Genomic DNA, 26,867 nt, shown 5'->3' with positions numbered 1-26,867 from the left:
AGACACGATGCAGCGAGATCCGTCGCTCGAAACCCCGCTCCCGGAGGACGAACCCGACCGCCCCGGCCCGCTCTCGGAAGGCGCGCTGCTCAGCGCACCGTCGCCTGCCCCCGGACCGGCACCGGCCGATGCCGTGCCCCTGCCCATCAGCGTCTATCCCGCGCTCATGGGCATTTTGCTTGCCTACGGCGTGCTGGTCGTCGGCAACGGTCTGTTCGCCACCGCGATTCCTTTTCACGCGCTGCAATACGGCGCGTCGACGTTTACCGTCGGTGTGATTCAGTCGTGCTACTACGGCGGCTTTCTGCTCGGCGCGTTCTACAACCGCTCGCTCATCGAGCGCATCGGACAGCATCGCGCGTTCGTCGCCTTCGCAGCACTCGCCGCGTTGTTCGTTATGGGCTTCGCTGTAAGCGAGACCACGCTCGTGCTCTGCCTGCTACGTCTAGGGACAGGTCTCGCGTTGATGGGCGTGTACACCACCGTCGAAAGCTGGCTCAACGGGTCGGTGCCCAACACGATGCGCGGGCGCGTATTCGGCTCGTATCTCACGATCAACTACCTCGCCGTGGGTGCCGGGCAGTTTCTTCTCAACGTCGGCGAAGCGGGCAGCGAAGGCCAATTGCTGCTGGTCGCCGGTTTGTTCGTCGCCGCCATTCTGCCCATCACGCTCATGCAAGGCTGGCCCACGCGCGTGGCCGACGACCGGCTCGTGAAGCAACCCGCGATGAGCCTGTTCGACGGCATTGCCGAAATGGCGCGCGCAACGCCGATTGCGATTCCGGGCTGCATTCTCGCGGGCTTTCTCTACAGCGCGTTCTACGCCATCGTGCCGATCTACCTGACGCGCATCGGGCTCTCGATCGGCAGTCTCTCCACGCTCATGGGCGTAGCGCTCTTCGGCGCCCTGCTCATGCAGTGGCCCATCGGACGGCTTTCCGACCGCATGGACCGGCGTACGCTCTCGCGCCGACTGGCGTTCGCGTCTGCGGCGTTCTGCGCGCCACTCATCGTCATTCAGGCGCATTGGCTCGTCTTCCTGCTGATGTTCCTATTCTCAGCCGCCAATTTCACGCAGTACGGTCTGATCGTCTCGCATGTGAACGACCGGACCGCGCCCGAGCAACGCGTCGTGGTCAGCGCCACGCTGCTCATCCTCTTCTCAGTGGGTGGGATTCTCGGACCGGTGATTGCGTCGCTATTCATGACGCTGGTCGGGCCCGGTGGACTGCACATCTTCAATGTGATCTGCGCGCTGCTGCTCGCGCGTGTGGCGCTGCGGGCGCAGCGGCTTCAGCCTTGAGGGCTTCGGGGCGGACACGGCATCCGCCCCAACTTGGTGCCGCCGCGCCACACGCTGGTGCGGTGCGGCACATCGCGGGCCGAAAATCACGGACAATAGCGCCGGCCCGGCGAGGCAATGCGCGGGCGGCCTTTGAGCACGGTTCTTGCTCACCTATTCTGTAAATAACATTGCCGCTCCCGCGACTGTCCACACCATGAGCATGATCGACCTCGACGCCCCCGGGTTGTTGCCACCCCGCCTGACTGCGGCCGAAGACGGCCGCCGTATCGTCATTTACGGCGACTTCACCATTTGCAGCGTCTTTCAGCCGGTCTTCTCCGTGTCGCACCGTCGCGCCATCGGGTATCACGCATCGCTGCGTGCACACGATGCCGAAGGCCGCCACGTGCCCTCGCACGAAGTCTTCACGCTCGCCGCCCGTCACGGCGACATGCTCGAACTCGGCCGCCTCGCCGAATCGCTGCATCTGGGCAACTTCCATGAATTCGACAGCCGCGACGCCTGGCTCTTCCTGAACCTGCATCCGGCTGCGCTGATGGACACCGTCTACGGCGACGCGCTCATTGCCACGCTCAAAGCCATCGGCCTCTCGCCCCAACGCGTGGTGCTCGAAGTGCCCGAACAAGCGGGCGGCGACACGCCGCGCTTCGGTGCCATCGTCGGCAGCCTGCGTAAAGCGGGCTTCCTGATCGCACTGGGCGGCTTCGGCGCCAAGCACTCGAACATCGACCGCGTGTGGGATCTGCGTCCCGATATCGTGGTGCTCGATCGCGGCATTCTTGCGCAGGCCACTGAACAATCGCACCTAGCGCGGGTGCTGCCCGGACTGGTGTCGTTGCTGCACGAATCCGGCCAGTTGGTGATGATGGGCGGCCTCACGGCGGATCGCGAAGCGCTCATCGCACTGGAGTGCAATGTCGACTTCGTGCAGGGGCAATACTTCGCGGCCCCCGACGTGGACCCGGTGCCGCCGAAGGTCGCCGCCGAGCGCATGGACGCGCTCTCAGGCGCGCTACGCACCCAGTTGGTCGAGCGCGAGCGCGCAGAGCATGCGCGTCTTGCCCCGTATGTCGCTGGCATCGAAGCGGCGGCGGCTCGCATTGCTCAAGGGATGGATATCAAGGAAGCGGCGCACGACTTGTTGGCGTTGCCCGACGCCGCACGTTGCTTCTTGCTGGACGCTGCGGGCCGTCAGATCGGCGACAACGTGCTGCCGAACAATCATTCGTCGCAACGCGCCAAGCGTTTCCGGCCGCTTTTGCATTCGCAAGGCGCGAACTGGGCGCGGCGTCCGTACTTCATCGAAGCGATGCGCGAGCCGGGTGAAGTGCATTTCACCCCGCCGTATCTGTCGATCAACGAAGCGCACTTGTGCGTCACCGCGTCCATCGCCACCCCGGCGAAGCAGGGGCTGCAAGTGCTCTGTGTCGACATCAACTGGTAAGTTACCGGTCGGCCTTCGACGCCTTGCCCGCGCGCGTGCCTTGCTCGGCCTTCACTGAGTCTTCGATACATCGCACGAAATACTCGGCAGGCGCGGTGAGAATCGCGCTGTCGCGAAACAGCAGGAAGAGTTTTCGTGCGGGCGGCTGCTCCAGCAAATCTAACGTCTTGAGTTCTTCCGCTGCGCCTTCGGTGCGCAGCGCAAGGTGGGTCCACGACGTCACGACGTTGCTGTTCACCGCCAGACTGTAGAAGAGCGTTTGCGATGCACATCGCGTGATACGACGCGGCGGCGCCAGCCCTTGTCGCGCAAACAACTCCGTGAGAAACGCCTGAAATTCGCTGGAAGGCCCGGTGTGCAGCCATTCGGCGTCTTGCAAATCGGCAAGCGATGTCGCGTTGGCCAACTGCCCGCGCCGCGCGACGGAAAACCACATCGGGAACGTCGCCAGATGCACGGCGCGCACCGAGGCAAATTCCCGGCCATCGACACCCGAGCCCAATGCGAAATCGAGCGCCCCGCTCTTTAGCTGCTCGACGAGCTGCGACGCGCTGAACTCCGAGAATTCGAGCGTCACATCGGGCATCGTCTGCCGAAAGCGGTTGTACGCCTTGGGCAGCACGGTGATCGCCGAGAGCGGCGTCACGCCAATCGACACACGTCCCTGCCGGGTATCGCGCAGCCGCGTCATTTCCGCCTCGGTGCGCGTCATCTCGTTGACGATCAATTCGGCACGCTGGAGCAGCGCACGCCCCTCGTGCGTGAGCGACACCCCGGTCGAGCTGCGCACGATCAGCATCAGCCCCACTTCCGTTTCGAGATCTCGCAACGCGCGTGTGACCGCGGGCTGCGTCACGTGCAGCGTGCGCGCCGCTTCGTGAATGCTGCCGGTGTTCGCCACCGCCACGAGCGCGCGCAATTGGTGAAGTTTCATGGCTACATACCGAGGGTTATCACTGATAAATGGATGTTATCAGGATAAGAATTTATGCGTATCGGGATTATTACGGCTTGATTACTATCGGCCCGAATCGTCGCATGCGTGCGTGCGCATGGACAGAACGACACCCCCTATGCATGGAGACAACCCGTATGACGCCTAACGCCGCCCCGCCCTTGAACGGCGCGCTCGCCAGTTCGTCCCCGCCGTCGGCACCTTCGGCGAGCCAGCCGCCGTCTGCGGCCAGCGCCGCCAGCACTCGCGCGGCCCGTCGCCGAACCATCGTCGCCACGTCGGTCGGCAATGGTCTGGAGATGTTCGACTTCACGGTGTTCAGCTTCTTTGCCGGCATCATCGGCAAGAACTTCTTCCCGGTGGATTCGGGAGCCGGGCCGCTGTTGCTGGCTATGGCGACGTTCGGCGTCGGGTTTGTCATGCGCCCGCTCGGCGGCATTCTCATCGGCAACTACGCCGATCGTGCTGGCCGTCGCGCGGCGCTCTCGCTCACCATCGCGTTAATGATGGTCGGCACGGCGCTCATCGCCCTCACCCCCAGCTACGCGAGCATCGGCGTAATCGCGCCGGTGTTGATCGTGTTCGGCCGACTGTTGCAAGGCTTGTCGGCCGGTGGGGAAATCGGCGCATCGACGACGTTCCTGATGGAATCGGGGCCGACGTCGCGGCGCGGCTTCATGGTTTGCTGGCAAATGGTCAGCCAAGGGGCCGCAGCATTGCTCGGCGCGCTCTCGGGCGCACTGCTGTCGTCGCTGCTCACACCCGCCTCGCTCGAGAGCTGGGGCTGGCGTGTGCCGTTCGTACTTGGGCTGATGGTAGGCCCGGTCGGCATGTACATCCGCCGCAATCTCGACGAGACCTTCGAAGCGCCGGAGCGCGAAGAGAGCGCGCTGGGCGAAATCATGCGCAACTACCTCGGGCGCGTGTTGCTTGGCACGCTGCTGCTCGTGGGCGGCACGACCATGCTCTACATCATCGTGTTCTTCATGCCCGCTTACGGCGTGCGCACGCTGCATCTGCCGGTGGCCACCTCGTTTCTGGCGGGCTGCGCATCGGGCGCGATCATCATGGTGTCGTCGCTCGTCTCGGGCCTTTGGATCACCGACCGCGTGAAGCGCCGCAAGCCGGTGGTGATCGTCACATCGCTCATCACGCTGCTGTGTGTGTACCCCGCGTTCAAGTGGTTGACGACTGCGCCTTCCGTGCCGCTCATGATCGGCATCGTGACGGTGGTGATGGGGATCGCATCGCTGGGCACCGGCTCGTACTTTCTGCTGATCATGGAAGCGTTTCCGCGCCGCGTGCGGGCCACCGCACTGGCGATGATCTACAGCTTCGGCGTGACGATCTTCGGCGGCTTCGCGCAATTCAACGTGACGTGGCTGCTGCATCGCACCGGCGACGCCATGTCGCCCGCGTGGTACCTGCTCGCCTGCGGTGTGGTGAGCCAGATCGCCCTGTGGTGCTTCCCCGAGCGCCCTGCGGATAGCGCGCCGTCCGAACGTACGGCGTAGCCGCTCAACCAGCTTCTCGCATCCAACGCAGTTCTCGATGGCCGCCGCTCCGGCGCGCGGCCCGGCCCTTTGCACGCCCGAATTCCTGTGCGAAGGCCGTCGCGAGGGTCACGCGTTCCAGCAAAAACATACCAACTACAAGATTCAGAGAGACATGAAATTACGATATTCGCTGGCACTGGCTGCGGCCAGTGCCGGGCTCACCGCGGTGACACCGGCCAACGCCGCCGTCCAGATCTACGGCGCTGTCGACAGCTTCCTCATGTATTCGCGCAATAGCGGGCAGCAAAACCTGCAATTGCTCTCGGGTGGTGCATCGACGTCGCGCTGGGGTATTACTGGCACGGAAGACCTCGGCGGCGGCATGCGTGCAGCGTTCCGGCTCGAGAGCGGCTTCGATCTGATGAGCGGCAAGGCGCAGAGCAGCAGTGCGTTCTACAACCGCGAAGCCAACGTCTCGCTGTCGTCTGCCGAATGGGGCACGGTCAAGTTCGGCAAGCAGTATCCGGCCATCGGCCCGGAAGGCATCGATCCGTTCGTGTCGGTCGGGCAACTCTCGCCATATGCAACGAGTGCGCTCGTGGTGTCCGATCTCGGGCCCGGCGCTGCGGCAATTCAAGCGCGCGTCGACAACGCCATGAGCTACGAGACGCCGGACATCGCTGGCCTCACCGCCACCGTGCTTTACGCAGCACGCAACGTGGCAGGGTCCAGCCCTAACGCGAGCAACATCGGCACGGTGGTGAACTACGGACGCGGCCCGCTCATGCTCTCAGGTTCGTACAACGCCGTGTGGGCCAACACGAGCACTACACCCGGCGCGCCGCCCAATGGCCCACGCACCGACGCCTACATGCTCAGCGCCACGTATCAGTTCGGCGAAACGATGGGCTCGGCGAGTTATGTGCTCACGCGTCCGAACGGCCCGGGCACGTTCACCGCACAGGTCTATTCGTTGGGCATGGTCTGGCAGCGCGGGCCACATGTAGTACGCGCGGGCGTCATCTACCGGAACGTGTCCGGCAAGGTCGACCACGCCGTCGGTGCGCTGCTCGGCTACGACTATCAATTCTCGAAGCTCACGGGCCTCTATGCGCGCGTGGGCGGTTTTCGCAATTACGGGCAATCGTCCCTTTCCTTCGGTGCCGACCCGCTCAGTACGCCCGGCATCAATCCCGTCGTCTTCGCGCTCGGCTTTCGTCAGAAGTTCTGACGCGTGCCTCGCTTAACCCTTCAGGAGGACTCCATGTCTGACATCGCTTCCCCGCTCGATTACATCGAGCAGCACACCCCGCAGTTCACCGAACTCGCCGACAAGATTTGGAATCTCGCAGAACTGCGCTACGAAGAATTCGCATCGAGCGAACTGCATATCGAAGTGCTGGAAGCCGCAGGCTTTCACGTCACGCGCGGCGTTGCCGGTATTCCCACCGCATTCGTCGCGGAAGCAGGCGACAGCGGTCCGATCATCGGCATTCTCGGTGAATACGACGCGCTGTCCGGCTTGAGTCAGGAAGCGGGCGCATTTCAGTGCCAGCCGTCGGCAGAAATCGGCAACGGTAACGGACATGGCTGCGGCCACCATTTGCTGGGCACCGCAGCGCACCTTGCCGCCGCTGCCGTCAAAGCCCATCTCGACGCGACCGGACAACCGGGCCGGGTGCGGTTCTACGGCTGCCCCGCCGAAGAAGGCGGCTCGGGCAAGACGTTCATGGCGCGCGCCGGTCTGTTCGACGATCTCGATGCAGCGCTGTCGTGGCACCCTGCCGTGCACAACGGCGTGTTCAACGGGCGCTCGCTGGCGAACGTGCAGGCGTACTTCCGCTTTCACGGTAAAGCCTCGCACGCTGCCGCCTCGCCGCATCTGGGCCGCAGCGCGCTCGACGCCGTGGAACTGATGAACGTCGGCGTGAACTACATGCGCGAGCACATGCTGCCCGATGCGCGCGTGCACTACGCTGTGACCAACACCGGCGGCACGTCACCGAACGTCGTGCAGGCCAATGCCGAAGTGCTCTATCTCGTGCGCGCACCGCGCAACGATCAGGCATCGGAGCTTTACGAGCGCGTGAAGAATATCGCCAAGGGCGCTGCGCTAATGACGGGGTGCACGGTCGACGTCGTGTTCGACAAGGCCTGCTCGAATCTCGTGCAGAACAGCGTGCTCAACGAAGTGGTCTATCGCAATCTGGAAACGTTCGGCGCGCCGCAATACGACGACGAGGAAATCGCGTACGCACGCCGTGTGCAAGACGCGTCGCTCTCGCCGGAAGACATCGAAGGCGCCACGCGCACGCTCGGTCAGGCATGGCGCGATCCGAAGCCGTTGTTCGATCACGTCGCGCTGTTTCAGGCAGGCAACGAACCGACGCTGCATGGCTCGACCGACGTGGGCGACGTGAGTTGGATCACGCCGACCGCGCAGTGCTTCACGACCTGCTATGCGTTCGGTACGCCGTTCCATTCGTGGCAGTTGGTGGCCCAGGGCAAGAGCACGCTGGCGCACAAGGGCATGCTATTGGCGGCGAAGACGCTCGCGGCATCGGCACTCGACCTGTTCCGCTCACCCGAATTGCTTGCCAAGGCGAAGGCGGAACTGCTTGAACGCCGTCAGGGCCGTCCGTATGTCTGCCCGATTCCGGCAGAAGTCGAACTGCCGTTCGCACGCGGCTAATCGCCACAGCATCGGAAATGAAAACGCCCCCGCGTCGAACGACGAGCGGGGGCGTTTTTTTGCGATTCACCGAATGCGGCGATCACCTGCGACGCACGAAAGCGCTTTTGCAGCCAATTAGGCGGCGCGCTGCACTTGATAACGTTCGAGCCAATGCGCATACGGTGCAGGCAGCACCCACGACGGACGCGACACATCGAGTTCGCGCGCAGCGTAGTACGGCCAGTGCGGGTTGGCGAGCAACGCGCGGCCAATCATCACCAGATCCATCTGCCCACCGGCCACCACGCGCTCTGCTGCGTGCGGGTCGTCGATGCCCCACGACGATGCCACGGCAATGCCAGCTTCCTGCTTCACGCGCTCGGCGATCGGCGCGAGGAACGCCGAACCCCAAGGAATCTTCGCCTTCGGCGTCGAGAAGCCGACGCTCACGTTCAACAGATCGAGACCGCCCTCGCGCATCTGACGCGTGAGCGTAATTGACTCGGCCAGCGTCTCTTCGTCGCGGCCGTCGTACTCGAGCACGCCGAAGCGGGCAGTGAGCGGCAGATGCTCCGGCCACACTTCACGCACGGCAGCGAGCGTCTCCAGCAGGAAACGGCTACGTCCCGCGAGGTCGCCGCCGTAGGCATCTTCACGATGATTGGCGTGCAGCGAGAAGAAACTTTGCGCCAGATAGCCGTGAGCGAAGTGCAATTCGAGCCATTCGAAGCCAGCGGCCAGCGCGCGGCGTGCGGCGGCCACGAAATCGGCCTTCACGCGAGCGATGTCGTCGAGCGTCATCGCTTTCGGCACCTTGCCGAGATGACCACCGAACGCGACGGCGGACGGCGAGATCGTCGGCCAGCCACGCGGATCGTCTTCACCGATGTGGTCGTCGCCTTCCCACGGGCGGTTTGCACTGGCCTTGCGACCGGCGTGCGCAATCTGGATACCCGGCACAGCGCCATGCGCCTTGATGGCCGACGCGATACGCGCCATGCCTTGTGCCTGCTCGTCGTTCCACAAACCCGTGCATCCCGGGCTGATACGGCCTTCCGGCGACACGGCCGTGGCTTCGACGATCACTAACCCGGCACCGCCGCGCGCCAATCCGGCGTAGTGGGCAAGGTGCCAATCGTTGATCAGGCCGTCGACGGCGCTGTACTGGCACATCGGGGGAATGGCTACGCGATTGCGCAGCTTGACGCTCTTCAATTCAAACGGGGAAAACAAGGCAGACATGGTGTTCTCTACGGTATAGGGGGTATGTGCTTCTAGCGGCGACTTGGCCGACGGAAGCAATAGTAGTCCGGCACCGCTATAATGAAAACCATCTGCACATTATCAAATCGATAACAGTTCATTATGGTGAACCCTCAATGGCTCAAATCCTTCGCGACCCTCGCGGAGCTGGGCAACTTCACGCGCACCGCCGACCGGCTAGGTCTCACGCAGGCGGCGGTTAGCCAGCATGTGAAGCATCTGGAAGAAGAATTCGGGCCGCTGCTGGTGCGGCGTCCACGCGCGATCGAGCTCACGCCAGCGGGACACGCGGTGCTGGCTTACTGCGCGGAAGTCGAATGCGCGAGCCGCCATCTGCGCTCGCGGCTGGACGATGCCGACGACGATTGCGGCGAAATCACGCTCATCACCCCCGGCAGCATCGGGCTGTATTTGTGCCCCATCCTGCTCGACATGCAGCAGGCAAATCCCTCGATGGTGGTTCGGCACCGCTTCGCCCCCGATCCGGAAGTGCTCGAAGGGGTGCTGCAAAGCCACTACGAATTGGGACTGGTCACGCTGCGACCGGACGACCCGCGTCTGGCCGCCACACCGTTCACGCAAGAGCCGCTCGAACTCGTCGTGCCTGCCGGGGACGATGTGTACAAGTGGGAAGACCTCAAGCGCATCGGGTATATCGATCACCCCGATGGTGAGGCGATGTCGACGCGCCTGCTTAGCCGACGCTTTCCGGGCAACCCGGGCGTGCGCAGCTTGCCGAGCCACGGGTGTACGAATCAGATCAGCCTGATTCTGGAATACGTGGCGCGGGGGCTGGGCTTCACGGTCATTCCGCAGTACGCGCGCCAAGCGTTTGCATCGCAGGACGCTATTCGTGTGGTCGATTGCGGCCCGCCTGTGGTCGACACGTTGTGGCTGATTCATCGCTCGGAATGGGCGCTGTCGGCGCGCGCGCAACGCGCCGTCGCCCTGCTGCGCGAAAAGGTCGATGCGCCGCGCCCGCGCGCGTTCGGCGGCGGGCTGAATACCGCGAAGCGCGCTACCGCGTAGCCGTTGGCAGAATCTGCGGCATCGCTGTCATTGCGAGAGGCATCGGGGCTTCGCTACGCTAGGCCTCTTTGCCTCGCACGACGCTTCGATGCCCAGCCTGCTTTCTTTACTCTTCGCTTTTGTCGCTCTGATCAGCCCCTCAGCCGTGTTCGCAGGCCCCGAAACTTCGGGCAGCGATGTCAGCGGCACCGCGCAACAGGGGCTGCGCGACGCACTAGCCAAACGGCCTCATTCGCCGGTCATTGCCGTCATCGCGTTGAACGACGGCACCGAAACCACGGATTTTCTTGTGCCCTACGCCGTGCTCAAACGAGCCGGCATCGGCACCGTGCAGGCAGTAGCAGTTGAAGCTGGCGAGGTCACGTTGATGCCCGCATTGCGCATCGTGCCCGACACCACCCTCGCGGCCTTCGATGCCCAGCATCCGCACGGGGCCGATATCGTGATCGTGCCCGCCATGCACACCGATGACGACCCGCGTGTGCTGCGCTGGCTGCAACAGCAAGCCGCTCACGGTGCGATGATCGTCGGCATTTGTTCCGGGGCACGCGTACTGAGTCAGGCGGGGCTGCTCAACGGGCGTCGCTTCACCGGCCACTGGTACGATCGCGGCGACCTGCGAAAGGCCAATCCCACGGCCAGCTATGTGCCGAATGTTCGCTACCTGCATGACGATGGCGTGGTCACGACGACTGGCGTGAGCGCGTCGATACCCGTGTCGCTCGCGCTCGTTGAAGGCATTGCAGGCCGCGACCGAGCGCTGGAGGTCGCGCGATGGCTTGGTGCCAACGACTGGTCGGCGCGGCACGTGAGTGCGGGCTTCGAACTCAACGCACGACGATTGTGGACGATTGCAAGCAACGCCATCGCCATATGGCGTCACGAAACGCTCGCCATTCCGGCTGTCGACGGCATCGACGACACTTCGCTCGCACTCACCGCAGACGCATGGTCGCGCACCTGGCGCACGACGGTGGTCGCAACGTCAACCGCCACATCTGGGCGTGTGCGAATGGCCAGCGGTCTGATGCTCGTCACGACGCCCCCTGTGCCCAGCGCCGCACGTCCCCTGACGTTGGCACCTAAGCGCAATGCGATGACCCAGTTCGTGCAGTCGCTCGCAGATATCGAACAGCGCTACGGCCCTGCCGAACGCGACATCGTTTCACTCGCCATGGAGTATGTTCCGGCGCCGAATTAAAGGCGTCGGTTATGCGTCGCGTCGATAGTCCGCCATCGACTGCCCGAACGTCGCACGAAATGCCCGTTGCAATGCGTCGACGCTTTGAAAGCCGCTTCGTTGCGCGACGCGCTCCTGTGTCCATGGGGTCTGACGCAGCAACGACGCAGCGAAGTCGAGCCGTGAGCGGGTCACGTAGCGCGCAGGCGAGGTACCCGTCTCTCTGGAAAACGCCCGCGAAAAGTTGCGCGGGCTCATGCGGGCAACCGCCGCGAGCGCATCGACGGATAGATCGCCATCGAGATGACTTTCGATCCAGGCAATCACGTCGCGCACCGGCGACGACGCGCCGCTTTGCAGCGTCAACGACCGGCTGACTTGCGACTCTGCCCCGCCGCGCACGACGAATAGCGCGAGGTCCCGCGCAATATCCATCGCCACAGCTCGGCCAAGATCGGCTTCGATCATGCCCAGTGCCATATCGATGCCTGTGGTCACACCGCCCGATGTCCAAACATTGCCGTCGCGCACGAACACGCGGCCGCGCTGCACCTGCGTATCGGCACACATCGATTCGAGACGGTCGCAGGCGCGCCAATGTGTCGTCGATTGCCGTTTGTCGAGCAGACCGGCGGCCATCAACACGAACGCCCCCGTGCAGACACTTGCCACACGGCGTGCCTGCTGGGCGGCCTGCGATAGCCACAGCGCCGCCCCGTCGTCGAGAATTGCCCGGCGCAGTGCAGCCTCTTCGCCACCGGCCACGATGATGGTGTCGAATGCAGGGTCGGCTGCGTTTTCGGACCCGAGCACCGATAACGATTGAGTATCGGCCAGCGACAACCCCGCGCTCGTATGCACGCTGCCGCCGTACGGCGACGCAATGGTGACGCGGTAGGCGCCCGGGACCGCAAGCGATGCCTTGGCGAAGGCGCTGGCTGGTCCGGCAACGTCGATCGCCTCCACGCCCTCAAAGGCAACAATGACAACGTGCCGACTGAGGCCGGTCGGGTGAGTTCCGGCGATAGTGGAATGAACCTTGGCTGTCACGCATTTCCCCATGAACACACGGGCGACAATGCCCGCACGCAGGCAAGCATTGTAGCGACCACACGTGAACGACACGGGGCATTGTGACGAGCCGCAGCCTAGCGCGCCGCCTGCGTGAACTTGTTGAACGACGTGTCGAAAAGCCCCTTCACATCGAAGCCTTTGGTCAGCGTGCCTGTCTTCACGAAATCGTCGACGCTCTTCTGCGCTTCGGCGATGGCCGCGTCGGTGAGCGGCTCGTAGCGCACGCGCGAGGTGCTGAACCACTGGTGCGCCAGTTTCGGATCGACACGCGATTTGGCTGCCCACACGTCGGCATAGCGGTCGATATGCCGTGCATCGGCCAGCGACCAGTCACGCGCGCGTTGATAACGCTGCACGAAGTCACCCAATAACTCGCGCTTGGTATCGATGACCTTTTGTGTCGTCGACAGATAACTTTGCGCCGCAATCAATCCGCGTGCCGTCACCACCGTGCGCGCCCCCGCCTGACGCAGGCGCGACACATACGGCTCCCACGTGGCCGTGGCATCCACTTTGCCCGCCTGCAACGCCGCCGCCGAATCGACCGACGCCAGATACGAATACTTCACGGCGTCGAGCGGCAGCCCTGCCGACGTGAGCGCCGCCTGCACCAGTTGCTGCGACCACCCGCCGCGCGTAATCGCGACCGTCTTGCCCTTCAGGTCTTCCACTGTCTTGATCTGCGTGTGCGGCCCAGCGAGCAGCACGACACTGTCGGGGCTGTCGCGATAGATGCCAATGACCTTGATAGGCGCGCCCTGCGCGGCCAGAAACAACACCGGGCCATCGCCTTGCAGGCCGATGTCGAGCGCCCCCGCGTTGACGGCCTCGATCACGGGCGTGCCTGCCGGAAATTGTTTCCACGCGATTGTGTACGGCGCATCGCGCAGCACGCCCGATGCCTCGAACAAGCTCTGCGCATTGAACGCCTGATCGCCGACGACAAGCACAGGCTTGTCCTGCGCCTTCACCGACGCGAAGGGAAGAATCGCGGCGACGCTCAACCCAATGACCAGCGCACGGCGCAGGCGTGAACGCCACGTCGGCCAACGCTGGCTTATTTGGCCCTTAACAAGAGGTGCAAGAGGTGCGGCACGAGATAGCAAATACGTCATGGCATGGCACCACGCGCTAGCGCAGCGATGAGAGTGGTCGGACGGGCCAGTCTATGTAGCGGGCCACGCACGCCCAACCATCGATTGTTGCGATGGTTATCGCCGCCGAAGCGCGTTTGCTTATGCAGGTTTGCTTATCGCATTTCGTTGTTTGTGCGCGCGCATAGCGCTCGGTATGGTGATCGTTTCCAATGCCTGACGACGAGGCGCTGAGAGTCATGAGTCAACCTGCCCGCAAGCTCCGGCTGGGCGCCTACATGTCGGGTTCCGGCGTGCAAGGCGATAGCTGGCGCCACCCCGATACCGACACCGACGCGCATCTGAAATTCGAGCGCTACCGGCACTACGCACAAGAACTGGAGCGCGGTTGCTTCGACGCGTTGTTCTTCTTCGATAACCTCTTCATGTCGACCGATCCGGTCGCGCTCGCGCACAGCCCGGGCGCGCCACGCTGGGACCCCGTCGTGTTGCTCGCCGGTCTGGCGGGGGCGACGCAACACATCGGTCTCGTGGCGTCGGTCAGCACCACGTACAGCGAGCCTTACAACGTGGCGCGCGCCTTTGCGTCGCTCGATCATTTGTCGGGCGGGCGCGCTGGTTGGAATCTGGTGACGTCGACAGGGGGCGGCGAAAACTTCAATCGCGACGATCACGTCGACCATGCGTTGCGCTACGAACGCGCCAACGAGTTCTACGACGTCGTGACGGGTCTCTGGGATAGTCACGCCGACGACGCATTCCCCCGCAACAAGGCCACCGGACAATGGGCTGACCCTGCGCGCGTGCGCAAACTGGATCATCGCGGCAAGCACTTCCGCGTGCGCGGGCCGCTAAGCGCACCGCGCCCGGTGCAAGGCTGGCCCGTGATTGCGCAAGCAGGCTCCAGCGAAGCGGGTCGCGAACTGGCCGCACGCGCAGGTGAATTGCTGTACACGGCCGCGCAGGATATCGAGGACGCTCGCGCCTTCTACACCGATGTGAAAACGCGCGCGTTGAAGTACGGGCGCCGCCCGGAACATATTTTTATTCTGCCGGGCGTCGCGCCCATCGTCGGTCGAACGCAGGCCGAAGCCGAAGCCCGCTACGACGCGCTGCTCGAACATCGCGACCCTGCCGTCGCTTTGCATGCACTCGCGAACTACGCGAGCCTTGGCATCGATCTCGGCAGTTTGCCGTTCGATGCGAAGGTGCCGTTGCCCGAGCATGTGCCGGAGACCAACTCGCACAAGAGCCGTCAGAAGCTATTGGTGGACTGGATTCGGCGCGAGCAGCCGACCGTGCGTCAGCTTTACACGCGCTTTACCGCAGGCGGGCATCGCGTGCTCGTCGGCACGCCCGAGTCGATTGCCGACGACTTCCAGCACTGGTTCGAGACGGGGGCTGCCGACGGCTTCAACATCATGTTTCCAAGCGCGCCAGCAGACATCACATCGTTCGTCGATCTCGTGGTGCCCGAGCTCCAGCGACGCGGCCTATTCCGCACGCATTACGAAGGCCGGACGTTCCGCGAGAATCTCGGCGTGCCAGCCGTGCCGAACCGGCACTTTGCGCCACGCGACGCCGAGACACCTGCGGGTGAAGCCGCGCCTCAGCCTGCGGAGACGACGGCCGCAATCGCCTGACCAACTTCGGTCGTGTTGGCTTTGCCACCCATGTCGCCGGTGCGCGGGCCTTCTTTGATGACCTTGGCAACGGCGGCAAGAATCGCGTCGTGCGCTTCGCGGGCGCGGCCTTCGCTCTTGCCAAGGAAGTCGAGCATCATCGCGGCCGTCCAGATCATGCCGATCGGGTTGGCGATGTTCTTGCCCGCGATGTCCGGCGCGGAGCCGTGCACCGGTTCGAACAGCGACGGGAACTTGCCTTCCGGATTCAAGTTGCCCGACGGCGCGATGCCGATGGTGCCCGTGCATGCGGGGCCCAGATCCGACAAGATGTCGCCGAACAGGTTGGACGCCACCACCACGTCGAAGCGATCCGGGTTCAACACGAAGCGCGCGCACAGAATGTCGATGTGCTGCTTGTCCCACGTCACGTCCGGATAGTTCGCGGCAGCTTCGGCGGCACGCTTGTCCCACCACGGCATCGAGATCGAGATGCCGTTGCTCTTGGTGGCGACGGTCACGTGCTTGCGCTTGCGCTGCTGCGCCAGATCGAACGCGAACTTGAGCACACGCTCGGTGCCATGACGCGTGAAGACCGACTCCTGCACCACGAACTCGCGCTCGGTGCCCTCGAACATCACGCCGCCGATCGACGAGTACTCGCCTTCGGTGTTCTCGCGCACGATCATGAAATCGATGTCGCCCGCCTGACGTCCGGCTAGCGGCGACGGCACGCCGTCGAACAAGCGCGCCGGGCGCAGATTGATGTACTGATCGAACTCGCGACGGAATTTCAGCAGCGAGCCCCACAGCGAAATATGGTCGGGCACCGTGTCGGGCCAACCCACTGCGCCGAACAGAATCGCGTCCGCGCCTTCGAGTTGCTGCTTCCAGTCGTCCGGCATCATCTGGCCGTGCTCGACGTAGTAGTCGCAACTCGCCCATTCGATGTGCTGATACTCGAGCGCGATGCCAAACCGCTTGGCCGCCGCATCGAGCACGCGCAGCCCTTCGGGCATCACTTCCTTGCCGATGCCGTCGCCGGGAATCACGGCGATGCGCAGGGGGCGTTGGGCTTGGTCGGTCATGGGGGTGTCTCCTGTTAGACGAGTTAGGATAAACAGGCCCTAGAGTATTCCATTCCGAAGCGGATAAAATCACCCGATTGGTTAATCCACTATCCACGAATCGTGAATAAACCCGCCAGTTCCCACCCCAATCTCGACGATCTGCGCGTGTTCTGTCAGGTAGCGCGCCGTGCGAGCTTCTCCGCTGCTGCCGAAGCGCTGGGCGTCTCGCCCGCTTATGTGAGCAAACGCGTCGGCATGCTCGAAGCCGATCTCGGCACGCGGCTGCTGCATCGTTCTACCCGACGCGTCGCGATTACCGATGCCGGTGAGCGGGTCTATGCGTGGGCGGAAAAGATTCTCGACGACGTGAATCACCTGATGGAAGACGTGTCGAGCACCCGCCAGGTGCCGCGCGGCACGCTTCGGGTATCGAGCAGCTTCGGGTTCGGGCGGCACGTGGTCGCGCCCGCGATGTCGCGGCTACGCGCACGGCACCCGCAACTCAACGTCCGACTCGATCTGTTCGACCGCATTGTCGATGTGGCCGCTGAGGGCTACGACCTCGATGTGCGCATCGGCGACGAGATTGCCCCGCATCTGATTGCACGCAAGCTCGCGGACAATCATCGCGTGCTGTGCGCATCGCCCGCCTATCTCGAACAACACGGCACGCCCCGGCAATTGAGCGAGCTGACGGGGCACGCGTGCATCGTCATCAAAGAGCGCGATCACCCGTTCGGCATGTGGCGTCTGCAACAGCGCGGCGAGGCGGTTTCGCTCAAAGTGACCGGACCGCTTTCGACCAATCACGGCGAAGTGGCCGTGCAATGGGCGCTCGACGCGCAAGGCATTCTTTTGCGCTCGATGTGGGATGTGGGCGCGCTCATCGAACGTGGCGCGCTGGTGCAGGTGCTGCCCGACGTGACGCAGCCGGCCAACGTGTGGGCGGTGTATCCGTCGCGCGTAGCGTCGTCGGCAAAAGTTCGGGCCTGTGTGGAATTCCTCGCGGAAGAATTCCAACCACAGGCCCGTGCGGCGACAGACGACGTGTCTGGCTGACGTTACTGAAGCACGAAGGTCGCTTGCTTCACGTTCTGCGAATCGAGTCCGATTTGCACATTGAAGTCGCCCGGCTCGGCTGCGTATTGCAGCTTCGCGTTATAGAACTTGAGCAGGCTTTCGTCGATAGCGAAGTGCACCGTGCGCGATTCGCCCGGCTTGAGCGCCACCTTCTGGAAGCCCTTCAACTCCTTGACCGGACGCACGACCGACGCGGCAACATCCTGCAAATACAACTGCACCACGGTCTCGCCCTCGCGCTTGCCCGTGTTACGCACGGTGACGCTGGCATCGAGCTTGTTACCGGGCGCAAGCGTCTTCGCCGAGAGCTTCACGTTCGACACATCGAACGTGGTGTAGCTCAGGCCGTAGCCAAAGGCATACAGCGGACCGGAGTCTTCTTCGAAATATTGCGACGTGTAGTTGGCGGGTTTGCCCGGCGTGAACGGACGGCCGATACGCAACTGGTTGTAGTACGTGGGAATCTGGCCAATGGAGCGCGGGAACGAGATCGGCAGCTTGCCCGACGGGTTGTAATCGCCGAACAGCACGTCGGCAATCGCGTGACCGCCTTCGGTGCCGGTGTACCACGTCTCGAGCATGGCGTCGGCGTTCGCCTTGGGCCAGTTCAGATCGAGCGGACGGCCGTTCATCAGCACCACTACCAGCGGCTTACCCGTCGCCTTGAGCGCCTGCAACAGCGCCAGTTGGCTACCCGGCAGCGACAGGCTCGTGCGGCTCGACGCTTCATGCGACATGCCGCGCGATTCACCCACGGCGACGACCAGCGTATCGGCACCGCGTGCGACCTGCACCGCTTCGTCGATCATCTGCTGCGGCGTGCGTTTGTCTTGCACGACTTCCGGGTTGTCCCAGTCGAGGAAGTTGAGATAGTCGACGACGCGCTTGTCGTCGGTGATGTTGGCACCGCGCGCGTAGGTCACTTGCGCGTTCGCGCCGAGGGCATCGCGCACGCCCTGAAGCAGCGTAATCGCTTGATCGGCCTTACCCGCCGCCGACCAACTGCCCATGATGTCGATCTTCGCGTCGGCCAGCGGTCCAATCACGGCCACCTTGCCCGACTTGCGTAGCGGCAGCGTGTCGTGCTGATTTTCCAGCATCACGATGGACTTGCGTGCGGCGTCGCGGGCCGCTTCACGATGCAGGCGCTCCGGCGCATTCACATCCTTCGGATCGTGTGCTGCGTCGCCAATGCGGCGGTACGGATCGGCGAAGAGGCCCATGTCGTACTTCGCGCCGAGCACTTCGCGCACGGCGCTGTCGATATCGCGCATCGGCACGTCGCCCGACTTCACGAGATCGGGCAACTGCTTGAGGTACTGCACGTCGGCCATGCTCATGTCGACACCGGCTTCGATGGCGAGCTTGGCTGCCTCGCGGCCGTCTTTCGCCACGCCATGACGCATCAGTTCTTCAATCGCGCCGTGATCGCTCACCGTCACACCCTTGAAACCCCACTCGTCGCGCAACAGATCGCGCAGCAGCCATTTGTTCGACGTGGCCGGCGTGCCGTTGATCGAATTGAGCGCGATCATCACGCCGCCTGCACCGGCATCGAGACCGGCACGATACGGCGGCAGATAGTCCTGATACATGCGCATCAGGCTCATATCGACCACGTTGTAGTCGCGTCCGCCCTCGACCGCGCCGTACAGCGCAAAGTGCTTCACGAACGCCATCAGGCTATCGGTGTTGGCTGGCGACGTGCCTTGAAAACCTTGCACGCTGGCGCGCGCGCATTGCGAGACCAGATACGGGTCTTCGCCGAAGCCTTCGGAGGTGCGGCCCCAGCGCGGGTCGCGCGAGATGTCGACCATCGGTGCGAAGGTGGCATCGAGTCCGTCGGCACTTGCTTCGACAGCGGCCACGCGCGCGGCCTGCTTAACCACCGACATGTCCCAACTGGAGGCCAGCCCCAGGCTGATCGGGAACACGGTGCGGTGGCCGTGCACGATGTCGTAGGCGAAGAAGATGGGAATCTTCAGGCGGCTTTGTTTGACGGCGGCATCCTGCAACGGGCGATTGTCTTCGCGCGTCACGGAATTGAACGTGCCGCCTACGCGGCCCGCAGCAATCTCTTTGATGAGTTGTGCCTGCGGCATGTCTCCACCGATGCTGATCAGCCGCAACTGGCCAATCTTCTCGTCGAGCGTCATGCGCGCTATCAGATCGTCGATAAACGCTTGTTTGGCTGCGGGCGACGGCATGGCAACCGTGGCAGGGCCTGCGTTCAGCGGCGAGGCAGGGGCGTCGGCAAATGCCGGCGTCATCACAATACTGGCGGCCAGCGCCAATGCAGTGAACATTCTCATCTGATAGCGTTCCAATGAAGCACGACGGGGGCACCACGGCACCTTCCCGTGCAGTAACATCGCCCGTCTTGTCGTCAGAAGTCGGCACAGTCCAGCCCAAACGGGCGGCTTGTGCGACGCGAAGTCCGATACTTTGCCACAATGTGGTGCGCCCCATTCCACGTTTCGCTCGTCCCAGCGGGCCAAACCGTGCGATTTAACCCACCTTCTCCGGAGAGATTCGTGCTTTTGTCCCCCTTCGCTGTGTCCTGGCGCCAACGCGCACGCTCACTCGTGCCCGCGCTCTCGGCTGCGGTTGCCCTGCTGGGCGCTGCACACGCGCAGGCGTTCTCGCTCGATGACGTCACCGCCCGCGCCAAAACGCTGGCCGATGCCCCCTACACTGCGCCGAAAAGCAACCTCACGCCCGCCTTCGCGCAGATGCAGTTCGGCGACTACATCAAGATCCAGCCAAAGCGCGAGAACTTCGAGTGGAAAGATCAGCCCACGCCGTTCCGTCTGGGCTTCTATCACCAAGGCATGCAGTTCAGCACGCCGGTGAAGATCAACGAGATTGTCGGGAGCAATGGCACCGATAAGATCAGCGAGATCAAGTACGACAGCAGCCGTTTCGATTTCGGCGACCTGAAGCTCGATCGCAGCGCCACGCATAACCTCGGCTACGCGGGCTTTCGCGTGCTCTACCCGATCAACGAACCGGGCAAGCTCGACGAAATCATGAGCGTGCTCGGCGCGAGCTATTTCCGTGTGATCGGCAAGGGGCAAGTCTACGGGCTCTCCGCCCGCGGTCTAGCGATCAACACTGGGCTGCCGGTGGCCGAAGAGTTCCCCGCCTTCCGCGAGTTCTGGATCGTGCGCCCCACGGGTGACGAGAAGCGTCTGGTGTTCTACGCGCTGCTAGACTCCCAGAGCGCAACCGGGGCGTATCGATTCGAACTCTCGCCCGGCGAAGACTCGGTGCTGAAGGTGCAGGCGCGCGTGTTCATGCGCGGGCCCGTGACGAAGCTGGGCATTGCGCCGCTCACGAGCATGTTCCTGTTCGGCCCGAATCAGCAGCGCGATCCGTACAACTTCCGTCCGGCGTTGCACGATTCGAACGGCCTGGCGATTCACGCCGGTAACGGGGAATGGATCTGGCGCCCGCTCAACAACCCGCGCCACCTCGCCCTCAGCCAGTTTCAGGTCACGAACCCGCGTGGTTTCGGTCTGCTCCAGCGTGGCCGCAATTTCTCGCAATACGAAGACCTGAAAGATCGTTACGACCTGCGCCCGAGCGCGTGGATCGAGCCGCAAGGCGACTGGGGTAAAGGCCACGTCGAACTGGTGGAAATTCCCACCCCCGACGAAACCAACGACAACATCGTCGCGTTCTGGACGCCCGATCAGTTGCCGCCCAAGGGCCAGCCGCTGCAAGCCGACTACACGATCCACTGGACCATGAACGAGCGCGGCATCATCGATCGCAACGTGGCATGGGTGAAGCAAACGCTGCGCACCGCCGGTGAAATTACGCAGGCCAATCTGATTCGCCATTTCGACGGCAGCACGGGCCTCGTGGTGGACTTCGACGGTGGCCCGCTCGCGACGCTGCCTGCGGGTGCGGTCACGCCGCAAGTGAGCGTGAGCGATAACGCGACGATCATCGAGCAGACCCTGCAACCGAACCCGGTCACGCGCGGCATGCGCCTGAACCTGCGCGTGATGGTCAAAGACCCGGCCAAAGTCACCGAACTGCGCGCCGCACTCGTCTCTGGCGGCAAAGCCGTGAGCGAGACGTGGAGCTACCAGTTGCCGCCGTTCTCGGTGGCCAAGCAGTAAGCCGTCATCACGCGCGTAATGCGTTGCTGATGTCTGGCCGCGACCGGCCTTCGGGCCGGTCGCCACCCCTCCCCCGCCTGCCGATTAAACATGCACTTAAGTGCAATGTTCCGTCATGTAAAACCCTTAAACGGCAATATATGGCTTGCAGCCGTGCGACTTTTCGCGTTTACTGCATGCACAATATTGCATAAATGACTGCCTTCCACGACGAGGAACGGTGGTTTGCTTCATTGGCGTCGCGCCGCTGAAGCTCGGCCAGGTGCCGCTTGCGTCGGTCAAAGACATCCCGAAAGACTCCCCGCACTTCGACGGGGGGCGATTTGTTATGGAGACACCCGCATGCGACATATCGACGTACATCATCTCGCCGACGAAGCCCGCTTCAACGGCTACCACGGCCGCATTCTGGTCTGGTGCGCGCTCATCATCATCTTCGACGGCTACGACCTCGCAGTTGCGGGCATCGCCCTGCCATCGATCATGAAAGCCATGGGTGTGGACGCGACCAGCGCCGGGTTTATGGTCAGCGCCGCGCTGTTCGGCATGATGTTCGGCGCCATCGTGATGGGTATGGTCGCGGACAGCATCGGGCGACGCAAAGCCATTGCCATCTGCGTGCTGATGTTCTCGCTCTTTACTGCGGCGGCAGGCTTCACCCACGAGCCGATCAGTTTCTCGGTCACGCGGTTTTTTGCTGGCGTCGGGATTGGCGGCGTCATGCCGATCGTGGTCGCGCAGATGACGGAATACTCGCCGCGCAAGCTGCGCGGCACACTCGTCACGCTGATGTTCTCGGGATACTCGGTCGGCGGCATGCTCGCCGCACTGCTCGGCAAGGGGCTTATCGAATCGTACGGCTGGCAGTCGGTGTTTCTTGCCGCCGGTCTGCCTGCGCTGTTGGTGCCGTTCGCCATGCGCGCACTGCCGGAGTCGATGCCGTTTCTCATCAAGACGGGGCGCATCGATACGCTCAAGCAGGTTCTCGCGCGCCTCTCGCCTGCGTACGTGGCTCAGACTGGGGACCAGTTTGCGCTGCCTGCGGCCGATCGCAAATCTGCCGCACCGCTCTCGCGTCTGTTTCAAGACGGGCGTGGCTTTAGCACGGCAATGCTGTGGGTCGCGTTCTTCATGTGCCTGTTCATGGTGTATGCGCTTAGCTCGTGGCTGGCGAAGTTGATGGCCAGTGCTGGGTATAGCCTCGGCTCGGCGCTCACGTTTGTGCTGGTGCTGAACTTCGGTGCCATGCTCGGTGCGATTGGCGGCGGCTGGCTGGCCGATCGCTTCAACATCAAATACGTGCTCGTGGGCATGTACGCGCTCGCAGCGGTGTCGATCACACTGCTCGGTGTGAAAGTGCCGACGCCGGTGTTGTTCATCCTCGTCGGTCTGGCCGGTGCTTCGACCATCGGCACGCAAATCGTGACGTATGCGTATGCCGGGCAGTTCTACCCGATGGCCGCACGTGGCACAGGCATCGGTTGGGCGTCGGGGGTCGGGCGCAGCGGTGCGATTCTTGCGCCGATTGTGATCGGTGTGCTGGTCGGCATGTCGCTGCCGTTGCAGCAAAACTTTATGGCAATCGCCATTCCCGCCGTGGTGGCCGTGATCGCCGTGTTGCTCATCGACCACAGCAAATCGGCAACGGTGCAGCAGCAAGCGGCGGCAACGTCGCAAAACAAAGCGCCGGGATTGGCGAACGGCGCGGGGGAACCGGCGTAATCACGCGCGTCAAGACTGCGCTAGTTCAACGAAGCTTCATCCTGCTAAACAGCTCGGCATGGCAGCGCGCTCGCGCGTTGTCATGCGAGAATCGCGCCGCGACTGCCGCGGGAATGTCGGTCGTTTTCCGAAGATGTGCCGCACGTTGGTGCAGGGGCAAAACAACAATAGCCCGGCGTGCGCGCGCGACTTATGGAAGATCATTCAACCCGAGCACCTCAGGTGCCGATAACCAGATATCCGTCCCGTCGGATGCTCTGGGGAATAACGACATGTTGCGTCCTGCTTTGCTGTGCGCTTTCGCACTGACCGCGCTGCCTGCGCTGTCTTTCATCAGCACACCGGCCCTCGCGGCCCCGCCTGCGGACACCCTCGGCAGTGCGGCTGCCTCCGTCACGCAGATTTCGACTCGCCAGAGTGTCACCAGCGACACCGTGTTTTCCGGCGCAGCCGTGGCCACGCTCGGTGCCGACGCGTTGCGTAACGCTCACGGCAACTTCGGCGTGAATGTCGCCGCAGGCGCGCTTAACGAGCAATCGAATCAATTGGTGCTCGCGAGCGCGTCGAATGTGATGGTGAACACGCGTCAGGACATTCGCAATGCCGCGACCGTGAATGCCGCGACGAATGCCTCGTTGGGCGAGCGCGCGTTGATGGGTGCCTCGGGCAACATCGGCGTGAACGTCGCTGCCGGCGTGACGAACGTACAGTCGAACGCGCTCGCGATTCACTGACGTTTGACAAAGCGAGGCGCACGCGCCTCGTTTTGCGTTCGGCGGTGCGCCGTTATTCGTTGCTCACTCGTCGGTCGGGAACTGGGTTTGCAGGTTGCCCAGCCAGCGCGCGACGACTTTGAGTTCGGCTTCGCTGAAGTCGGCGTGCAGGCGCGCGTTAAGCTCAGCGAGCACCTCGCGGGCGCGCGCAATGGCTTTGTGACCAGCGGACGTCACGCTAAGGCGCGTGGCACGTCCGTCGATGGCATCGGCATGGCGCGTGAGCAAACCCGCATTCACCATTCGGTTGGCCAGCCCTGTCATCGACGACGGCGACAGGTGCAGCGCTGTGCCCACTTCCCCTACCAGCGCGTCGTCGTGATGCAGCAGGTAAAAGAGCACGCCCGCCTGCGCCGCACTCACACCGGCGCTGTCATCCGCGCGCATATCGATCCAACGTTGCACATGGCGTTGCCCGACGTTGAGCAGGAACAACAGCCGACGATCGAGCGCCTCGGCGGCATCCAGCGATTTTTGTGAAGCACGGGGTGAGGTCTTGGCAGCAGCTGTTTTCGCTTTAGGCATTCAGGCAACGTGAATAGAGACCGATGAGATGGGTGCCGGTGTGTCGGTTGACTCTTCTTGATTCGCCTCGCCTGTCGACAGTAACCAGTCGACAGTTTCGGGCCACAGGAAAGCGCCAGCACGCTGGCGAAAGTATCCCATATGGCCGATCGATCCGGTATCCGAACGATCCGCAGCAATGGTGCGGCGCACCACGCGCGCACGAGTCAGCCGCGACACGAGCATGTCGATGCCGATAGGCGTCGCCCATAGATCGTCGTCGAACCCCATCGCGAGCATCGGCGTTCGCACCCTCGCAAAACGCGCCTCGGCGTGCAACGTTGGATCGTCGAAAAAATAGTTGGCGAGCCGCGTCCATCCGCTCCATTCCAGAAACACCCCGAGGGGCAAGTCCTCGCCGATGCCCAACCGTTTGCCGGGCATATAACCCAACGCGCGTGCCAGCGGCGGTGCCAGCCAGTGCATCAGTAAGGTAATGCGTGCGCGCTCGCGACGGTTCGTCACCACACGCATCGACCCCGCATGCGACGCAATTTGCACCGCTGCTCGCAGCAAATTCGTGCTCTCGCAGAGTCCGAGAGCGTGCCCGCCAAAGCTATGACCGACGGCATAGAGCGGTAGCGACGGGTATTGCTGGTGCGCCCACCGCGTCACGCCTTCCACATCGAGATCGGCCCAGTCGCGCATACGCGCATCGCAGCCGCGCAGCGACGACGAACGTGAGCCGTCGATACCGCGATAGCTGTACGTGATGGCAATCAGGCCGCGTTGCGCCACGTATTGTGCGAAGGCGAAGTACAGCCGCTCAGGGACCGCAGTGGCCGGATGGACGAGCACTACGCCGCGCGCAGGCAGCGTGGGCGGATACCACGCGTGCGCGCCTAGCGAATAGCCGTCGAGCGCGGGAATTTCCAAAGCAAGAGACGACATGACACCGCTCCTCGGCGCGCAACATCGGGAGGGCGCGCCAATGAATGAGTTTTCGGTTTTTGATTTATTTCGTACGCGAAGTATATGTCGTATTTTATTTCGCTCACGAAGTAAATTAGAAGAAAGCCACGATGCGCTTATGGCTTTGTGTCGATGAATGTCGTGCCGGGGAGTAAGCTGACGAGCGCCCCCAACCCTCCGGACCCACGACATGAACGATTTCCTTGCGAGCGCCAAGATGCGCAGCGCCACACGTGAAGACTTGCCTGCGGTCATCGCCTTACTGGCCGACGATGTGCTTGGCACGTCCCGCGAGAGCACCGCCCCGCAAGACTTGCCGATCTACCAACGCGCGTTCGACGCGATGATGGCGCAAGGCGGCAACGAATATCTGGTGGTCGAGCGCGATGGGCAGTTGCTTGCCGTGATGCAGTTCACGGTCATCGCAGGGTTGTCACGGCGTGGCCGGACTCGGGCGTTGCTCGAAGGCGTGCGCGTCTCGAGCGCGTGTCGTGGGCAAGGCGTGGGACGCTGGTTCTTCGAGCAAGTGTTCGCGCGGGCGCGTGCCGCGGGCTGCACGCTCGTGCAACTCACCACGGACAAACGCCGTGACGATGCACGGCGTTTTTACGAGAGTCTCGGCTTCCATGCCACCCACGAAGGCATGAAGCTCGAATTGGCTGAGTAATTACTGCGACGCCAGCACGTTGCCCTGACGGTCCACCAGCGCCACCTTCACGATCTGCGCACTCACGGCCTTGTTCGCGATATCCGCCGACTGAGTGAAACCGTAGACCACCAGATTCGGCGTGTCGCCGCGTGCGCGCATCGATTCGATCTTGCGCGCGGCATTCTCGTCCTGCACGGCCAGATCGCGGAAACGATCGCCGTTGGTAAAGCTCAGGCGGTATTCGCCGTTGTCCAGAAAGTACCGATACGAGCCGGTCTCCGAGAGCGAGCCGTCCAGCGGGAACGCCTTCTTGTCGAACGCGTACTGGCGAATGCCGTTGGTGATGGTCATGCGGAAGTAACGCTGCGCCTTCGCTTGCGCCACCGATGCCTCGATCTTCGGCTTGAGCGCATCAAGCAGGTCGTGCTTACGGAATTCGTCATTCGAATTTGCGTAGTCGCGCGACATGCGGCGCGCCACCTGATCGTAGTCGACCGGCAGATCAGCCAGCGCCAGATACGAGTACATCAACTGATTGCCGCTGTTGAGTTCGACATAGCTGGCGTCGGGCGTGGCAGGGTCGGCTTTCGGCAAGCTGTCCTGCACCATTTGTTTTTGCAGTTGCTGTGCGGCCTGCGGCGACTTCACGTCGTTGAGATTGGACGGGGCTGCTGCAGCTTTTTCCGCTGGGGCATCGCTGCCCTTGTTGCCACACGCGGCCAGCCCCATGGTGGCGGTGGCGATAAGCGTAGCGATCAGCAAGCGCTTGGCGGGGGCAGCGGACGAAAACATGTGATTGAGCGTAGTCATGGCAGTCGAATCCTGTTGAG

At 63.2% G+C, this 26,867-nt stretch carries 22 protein-coding genes; 13 read left to right on the top strand and 9 right to left on the bottom strand.

Annotation, left to right across the window (positions count from 1 at the left end; translation table 11 throughout):
* Positions 1-7 precede the first annotated feature (7 nt).
* Positions 8-1,303: an MFS transporter gene (locus tag PPN31114_RS14360; protein ID WP_150680132.1), complete on the top strand. Its 1,296-nt coding sequence runs from the start codon at positions 8-10 to the stop codon at positions 1,301-1,303.
* Between the two features lie 196 nt (positions 1,304-1,499).
* A complete protein-coding gene (locus PPN31114_RS14355; protein ID WP_150680131.1) occupies positions 1,500-2,750 on the top strand; it encodes a sensor domain-containing phosphodiesterase in 1,251 nt (416 codons plus the stop codon).
* A 1-nt stretch (position 2,751) separates the two neighbouring features.
* On the opposite strand, the gene PPN31114_RS14350 is transcribed toward PPN31114_RS14355, so the two are convergent.
* Positions 2,752-3,684 (bottom strand): LysR family transcriptional regulator, encoded by a 933-nt coding sequence (locus PPN31114_RS14350; RefSeq protein ID WP_150680130.1) that lies wholly within the window; start codon positions 3,682-3,684, stop codon positions 2,752-2,754.
* 158 nt (positions 3,685-3,842) lie between these two features.
* On the opposite strand from PPN31114_RS14350, the gene PPN31114_RS14345 reads away from it, so the two are divergent.
* Genes PPN31114_RS14345 through PPN31114_RS14335 form a run of 3 tightly spaced genes read left to right on the top strand, consistent with a single transcriptional unit; the run spans position 3,843 to position 7,893 of the window.
* Positions 3,843-5,219 carry an MFS transporter gene (locus PPN31114_RS14345; RefSeq protein ID WP_150680129.1) on the top strand — a complete coding sequence of 459 codons (1,377 nt, stop codon included), beginning with the start codon at positions 3,843-3,845 and terminating at the stop codon, positions 5,217-5,219.
* A 37-nt stretch (positions 5,220-5,256) separates the two neighbouring features.
* Positions 5,257-6,432, top strand: a complete 1,176-nt coding sequence (locus PPN31114_RS14340) for a porin (protein ID WP_150680128.1) — start codon at positions 5,257-5,259, stop codon at positions 6,430-6,432.
* Positions 6,433-6,465: 33 nt separating this feature from the next.
* On the top strand, positions 6,466-7,893 hold the full coding sequence (locus tag PPN31114_RS14335; protein ID WP_150680127.1) for a M20 family metallopeptidase: 1,428 nt from the start codon (positions 6,466-6,468) through the stop codon (positions 7,891-7,893).
* 117 nt (positions 7,894-8,010) lie between these two features.
* Here PPN31114_RS14335 and PPN31114_RS14330 read toward each other — a convergent pair whose 3' ends face one another.
* Positions 8,011-9,117, bottom strand: coding sequence for an NADH:flavin oxidoreductase/NADH oxidase (locus PPN31114_RS14330; RefSeq protein ID WP_150680126.1), 1,107 nt, complete (start codon positions 9,115-9,117; stop codon positions 8,011-8,013).
* Positions 9,118-9,240: 123 nt separating this feature from the next.
* Between PPN31114_RS14330 and PPN31114_RS14325 the strand changes: the two genes are divergently transcribed.
* Together PPN31114_RS14325 and PPN31114_RS14320 are read left to right on the top strand one after the other, a co-directional pair.
* Positions 9,241-10,167, top strand: coding sequence for a LysR family transcriptional regulator (locus PPN31114_RS14325; protein ID WP_150680125.1), 927 nt, complete (start codon positions 9,241-9,243; stop codon positions 10,165-10,167).
* Positions 10,168-10,255: 88 nt separating this feature from the next.
* Positions 10,256-11,368, top strand: a complete 1,113-nt coding sequence (locus PPN31114_RS14320) for a DJ-1/PfpI family protein (RefSeq protein ID WP_150680124.1) — start codon at positions 10,256-10,258, stop codon at positions 11,366-11,368.
* 9 nt (positions 11,369-11,377) lie between these two features.
* Here the strand turns inward: PPN31114_RS14320 and PPN31114_RS14315 are convergent, their stop codons facing one another.
* Both PPN31114_RS14315 and PPN31114_RS14310 read right to left on the bottom strand, forming a co-directional pair.
* Entirely contained in the window at positions 11,378-12,397 is a 1,020-nt protein-coding gene (locus PPN31114_RS14315) for a GlxA family transcriptional regulator (RefSeq protein WP_246182544.1), read from the bottom strand.
* 98 nt (positions 12,398-12,495) lie between these two features.
* Positions 12,496-13,425, bottom strand: a complete 930-nt coding sequence (locus PPN31114_RS14310) for an ABC transporter substrate-binding protein (RefSeq protein WP_217426949.1) — start codon at positions 13,423-13,425, stop codon at positions 12,496-12,498.
* Positions 13,426-13,754: 329 nt separating this feature from the next.
* On the opposite strand from PPN31114_RS14310, the gene PPN31114_RS14305 reads away from it, so the two are divergent.
* Entirely contained in the window at positions 13,755-15,158 is a 1,404-nt protein-coding gene (locus PPN31114_RS14305; protein WP_150680121.1) for an LLM class flavin-dependent oxidoreductase, read from the top strand.
* Here PPN31114_RS14305 and PPN31114_RS14300 read toward each other — a convergent pair.
* Positions 15,125-16,225, bottom strand: a complete 1,101-nt coding sequence (locus PPN31114_RS14300; protein WP_150680120.1) for a tartrate dehydrogenase — start codon at positions 16,223-16,225, stop codon at positions 15,125-15,127. The genes PPN31114_RS14305 and PPN31114_RS14300 overlap by 34 nt on opposite strands.
* Before the next feature lie 102 nt (positions 16,226-16,327).
* Here PPN31114_RS14300 and PPN31114_RS14295 point away from each other — a divergent pair, with 102 nt between their 5' ends.
* Positions 16,328-17,266 carry a LysR family transcriptional regulator gene (locus tag PPN31114_RS14295; RefSeq protein ID WP_217426948.1) on the top strand — a complete coding sequence of 313 codons (939 nt, stop codon included), beginning with the start codon at positions 16,328-16,330 and terminating at the stop codon, positions 17,264-17,266.
* Between the two features lie 2 nt (positions 17,267-17,268).
* On the opposite strand, the gene bglX is transcribed toward PPN31114_RS14295, so the two are convergent.
* Positions 17,269-19,593: a beta-glucosidase BglX gene (gene bglX, locus PPN31114_RS14290; RefSeq protein WP_150680430.1), complete on the bottom strand. Its 2,325-nt coding sequence runs from the start codon at positions 19,591-19,593 to the stop codon at positions 17,269-17,271.
* 249 nt (positions 19,594-19,842) lie between these two features.
* On the opposite strand from bglX, the gene PPN31114_RS14285 reads away from it, so the two are divergent.
* The 3 genes from PPN31114_RS14285 to PPN31114_RS14275 all read left to right on the top strand — a co-directional run bounded on the left by PPN31114_RS14285 (position 19,843) and on the right by PPN31114_RS14275 (position 23,873).
* Entirely contained in the window at positions 19,843-21,417 is a 1,575-nt protein-coding gene (locus tag PPN31114_RS14285; RefSeq protein ID WP_370865885.1) for a glucan biosynthesis protein G, read from the top strand.
* 342 nt (positions 21,418-21,759) lie between these two features.
* Positions 21,760-23,139: an MFS transporter gene (locus PPN31114_RS14280; protein WP_150680118.1), complete on the top strand. Its 1,380-nt coding sequence runs from the start codon at positions 21,760-21,762 to the stop codon at positions 23,137-23,139.
* A gap of 272 nt (positions 23,140-23,411) precedes the next feature.
* Positions 23,412-23,873, top strand: a complete 462-nt coding sequence (locus PPN31114_RS14275) for a hypothetical protein (protein WP_150680117.1) — start codon at positions 23,412-23,414, stop codon at positions 23,871-23,873.
* A 63-nt stretch (positions 23,874-23,936) separates the two neighbouring features.
* Here the strand turns inward: PPN31114_RS14275 and PPN31114_RS14270 are convergent, their stop codons facing one another.
* Both PPN31114_RS14270 and PPN31114_RS14265 read right to left on the bottom strand, forming a co-directional pair.
* Positions 23,937-24,299: a MarR family winged helix-turn-helix transcriptional regulator gene (locus tag PPN31114_RS14270; RefSeq protein ID WP_246182580.1), complete on the bottom strand. Its 363-nt coding sequence runs from the start codon at positions 24,297-24,299 to the stop codon at positions 23,937-23,939.
* A gap of 138 nt (positions 24,300-24,437) precedes the next feature.
* Positions 24,438-25,367, bottom strand: coding sequence for an alpha/beta hydrolase family protein (locus tag PPN31114_RS14265; protein WP_174988041.1), 930 nt, complete (start codon positions 25,365-25,367; stop codon positions 24,438-24,440).
* A 211-nt stretch (positions 25,368-25,578) separates the two neighbouring features.
* Here PPN31114_RS14265 and PPN31114_RS14260 point away from each other — a divergent pair, with 211 nt between their 5' ends.
* Entirely contained in the window at positions 25,579-26,055 is a 477-nt protein-coding gene (locus PPN31114_RS14260; RefSeq protein WP_150680115.1) for a GNAT family N-acetyltransferase, read from the top strand.
* On the opposite strand, the gene PPN31114_RS14255 is transcribed toward PPN31114_RS14260, so the two are convergent.
* Complete coding sequence (locus PPN31114_RS14255; RefSeq protein WP_150680114.1) at positions 26,056-26,847, bottom strand: DUF4852 domain-containing protein; 792 nt, start codon at positions 26,845-26,847, stop codon at positions 26,056-26,058. It lies immediately after the preceding gene.
* Between the last annotated feature and the right edge of the window lie 20 nt (positions 26,848-26,867).

Origin of the sequence: Pandoraea pneumonica (genome assembly GCF_902459645.1) — a bacterium.
GTDB classification, from domain to species: domain Bacteria; phylum Pseudomonadota; class Gammaproteobacteria; order Burkholderiales; family Burkholderiaceae; genus Pandoraea; species Pandoraea pneumonica.
This window is presented reverse-complemented; position numbering and strand designations above follow the sequence as displayed.

Coding starts and splice junctions, on each gene's coding strand:
- PPN31114_RS14345 (WP_150680129.1), top strand. CDS start 3,843: ATGACGCCTAACGCCGCCCCGCCCTTGAACGGCGCGCTCGCCAGTTCG.
- PPN31114_RS14305 (WP_150680121.1), top strand. CDS start 13,755: ATGAGTCAACCTGCCCGCAAGCTCCGGCTGGGCGCCTACATGTCGGGT.
- PPN31114_RS14280 (WP_150680118.1), top strand. CDS start 21,760: ATGCGACATATCGACGTACATCATCTCGCCGACGAAGCCCGCTTCAAC.
- PPN31114_RS14330 (WP_150680126.1), bottom strand. CDS start 9,117: ATGTCTGCCTTGTTTTCCCCGTTTGAATTGAAGAGCGTCAAGCTGCGC.
- PPN31114_RS14265 (WP_174988041.1), bottom strand. CDS start 25,367: ATGTCGTCTCTTGCTTTGGAAATTCCCGCGCTCGACGGCTATTCGCTA.
- PPN31114_RS14350 (WP_150680130.1), bottom strand. CDS start 3,684: ATGAAACTTCACCAATTGCGCGCGCTCGTGGCGGTGGCGAACACCGGC.
- PPN31114_RS14355 (WP_150680131.1), top strand. CDS start 1,500: ATGAGCATGATCGACCTCGACGCCCCCGGGTTGTTGCCACCCCGCCTG.
- PPN31114_RS14340 (WP_150680128.1), top strand. CDS start 5,257: ATGGCCGCCGCTCCGGCGCGCGGCCCGGCCCTTTGCACGCCCGAATTC.
- PPN31114_RS14275 (WP_150680117.1), top strand. CDS start 23,412: ATGTTGCGTCCTGCTTTGCTGTGCGCTTTCGCACTGACCGCGCTGCCT.
- PPN31114_RS14335 (WP_150680127.1), top strand. CDS start 6,466: ATGTCTGACATCGCTTCCCCGCTCGATTACATCGAGCAGCACACCCCG.
- PPN31114_RS14260 (WP_150680115.1), top strand. CDS start 25,579: ATGAACGATTTCCTTGCGAGCGCCAAGATGCGCAGCGCCACACGTGAA.
- PPN31114_RS14255 (WP_150680114.1), bottom strand. CDS start 26,847: ATGACTACGCTCAATCACATGTTTTCGTCCGCTGCCCCCGCCAAGCGC.
- bglX (WP_150680430.1), bottom strand. CDS start 19,593: ATGTTCACTGCATTGGCGCTGGCCGCCAGTATTGTGATGACGCCGGCA.
- PPN31114_RS14270 (WP_246182580.1), bottom strand. CDS start 24,299: ATGCGCGCGGATGACAGCGCCGGTGTGAGTGCGGCGCAGGCGGGCGTG.
- PPN31114_RS14325 (WP_150680125.1), top strand. CDS start 9,241: ATGGTGAACCCTCAATGGCTCAAATCCTTCGCGACCCTCGCGGAGCTG.
- PPN31114_RS14300 (WP_150680120.1), bottom strand. CDS start 16,225: ATGACCGACCAAGCCCAACGCCCCCTGCGCATCGCCGTGATTCCCGGC.
- PPN31114_RS14360 (WP_150680132.1), top strand. CDS start 8: ATGCAGCGAGATCCGTCGCTCGAAACCCCGCTCCCGGAGGACGAACCC.
- PPN31114_RS14320 (WP_150680124.1), top strand. CDS start 10,256: ATGCCCAGCCTGCTTTCTTTACTCTTCGCTTTTGTCGCTCTGATCAGC.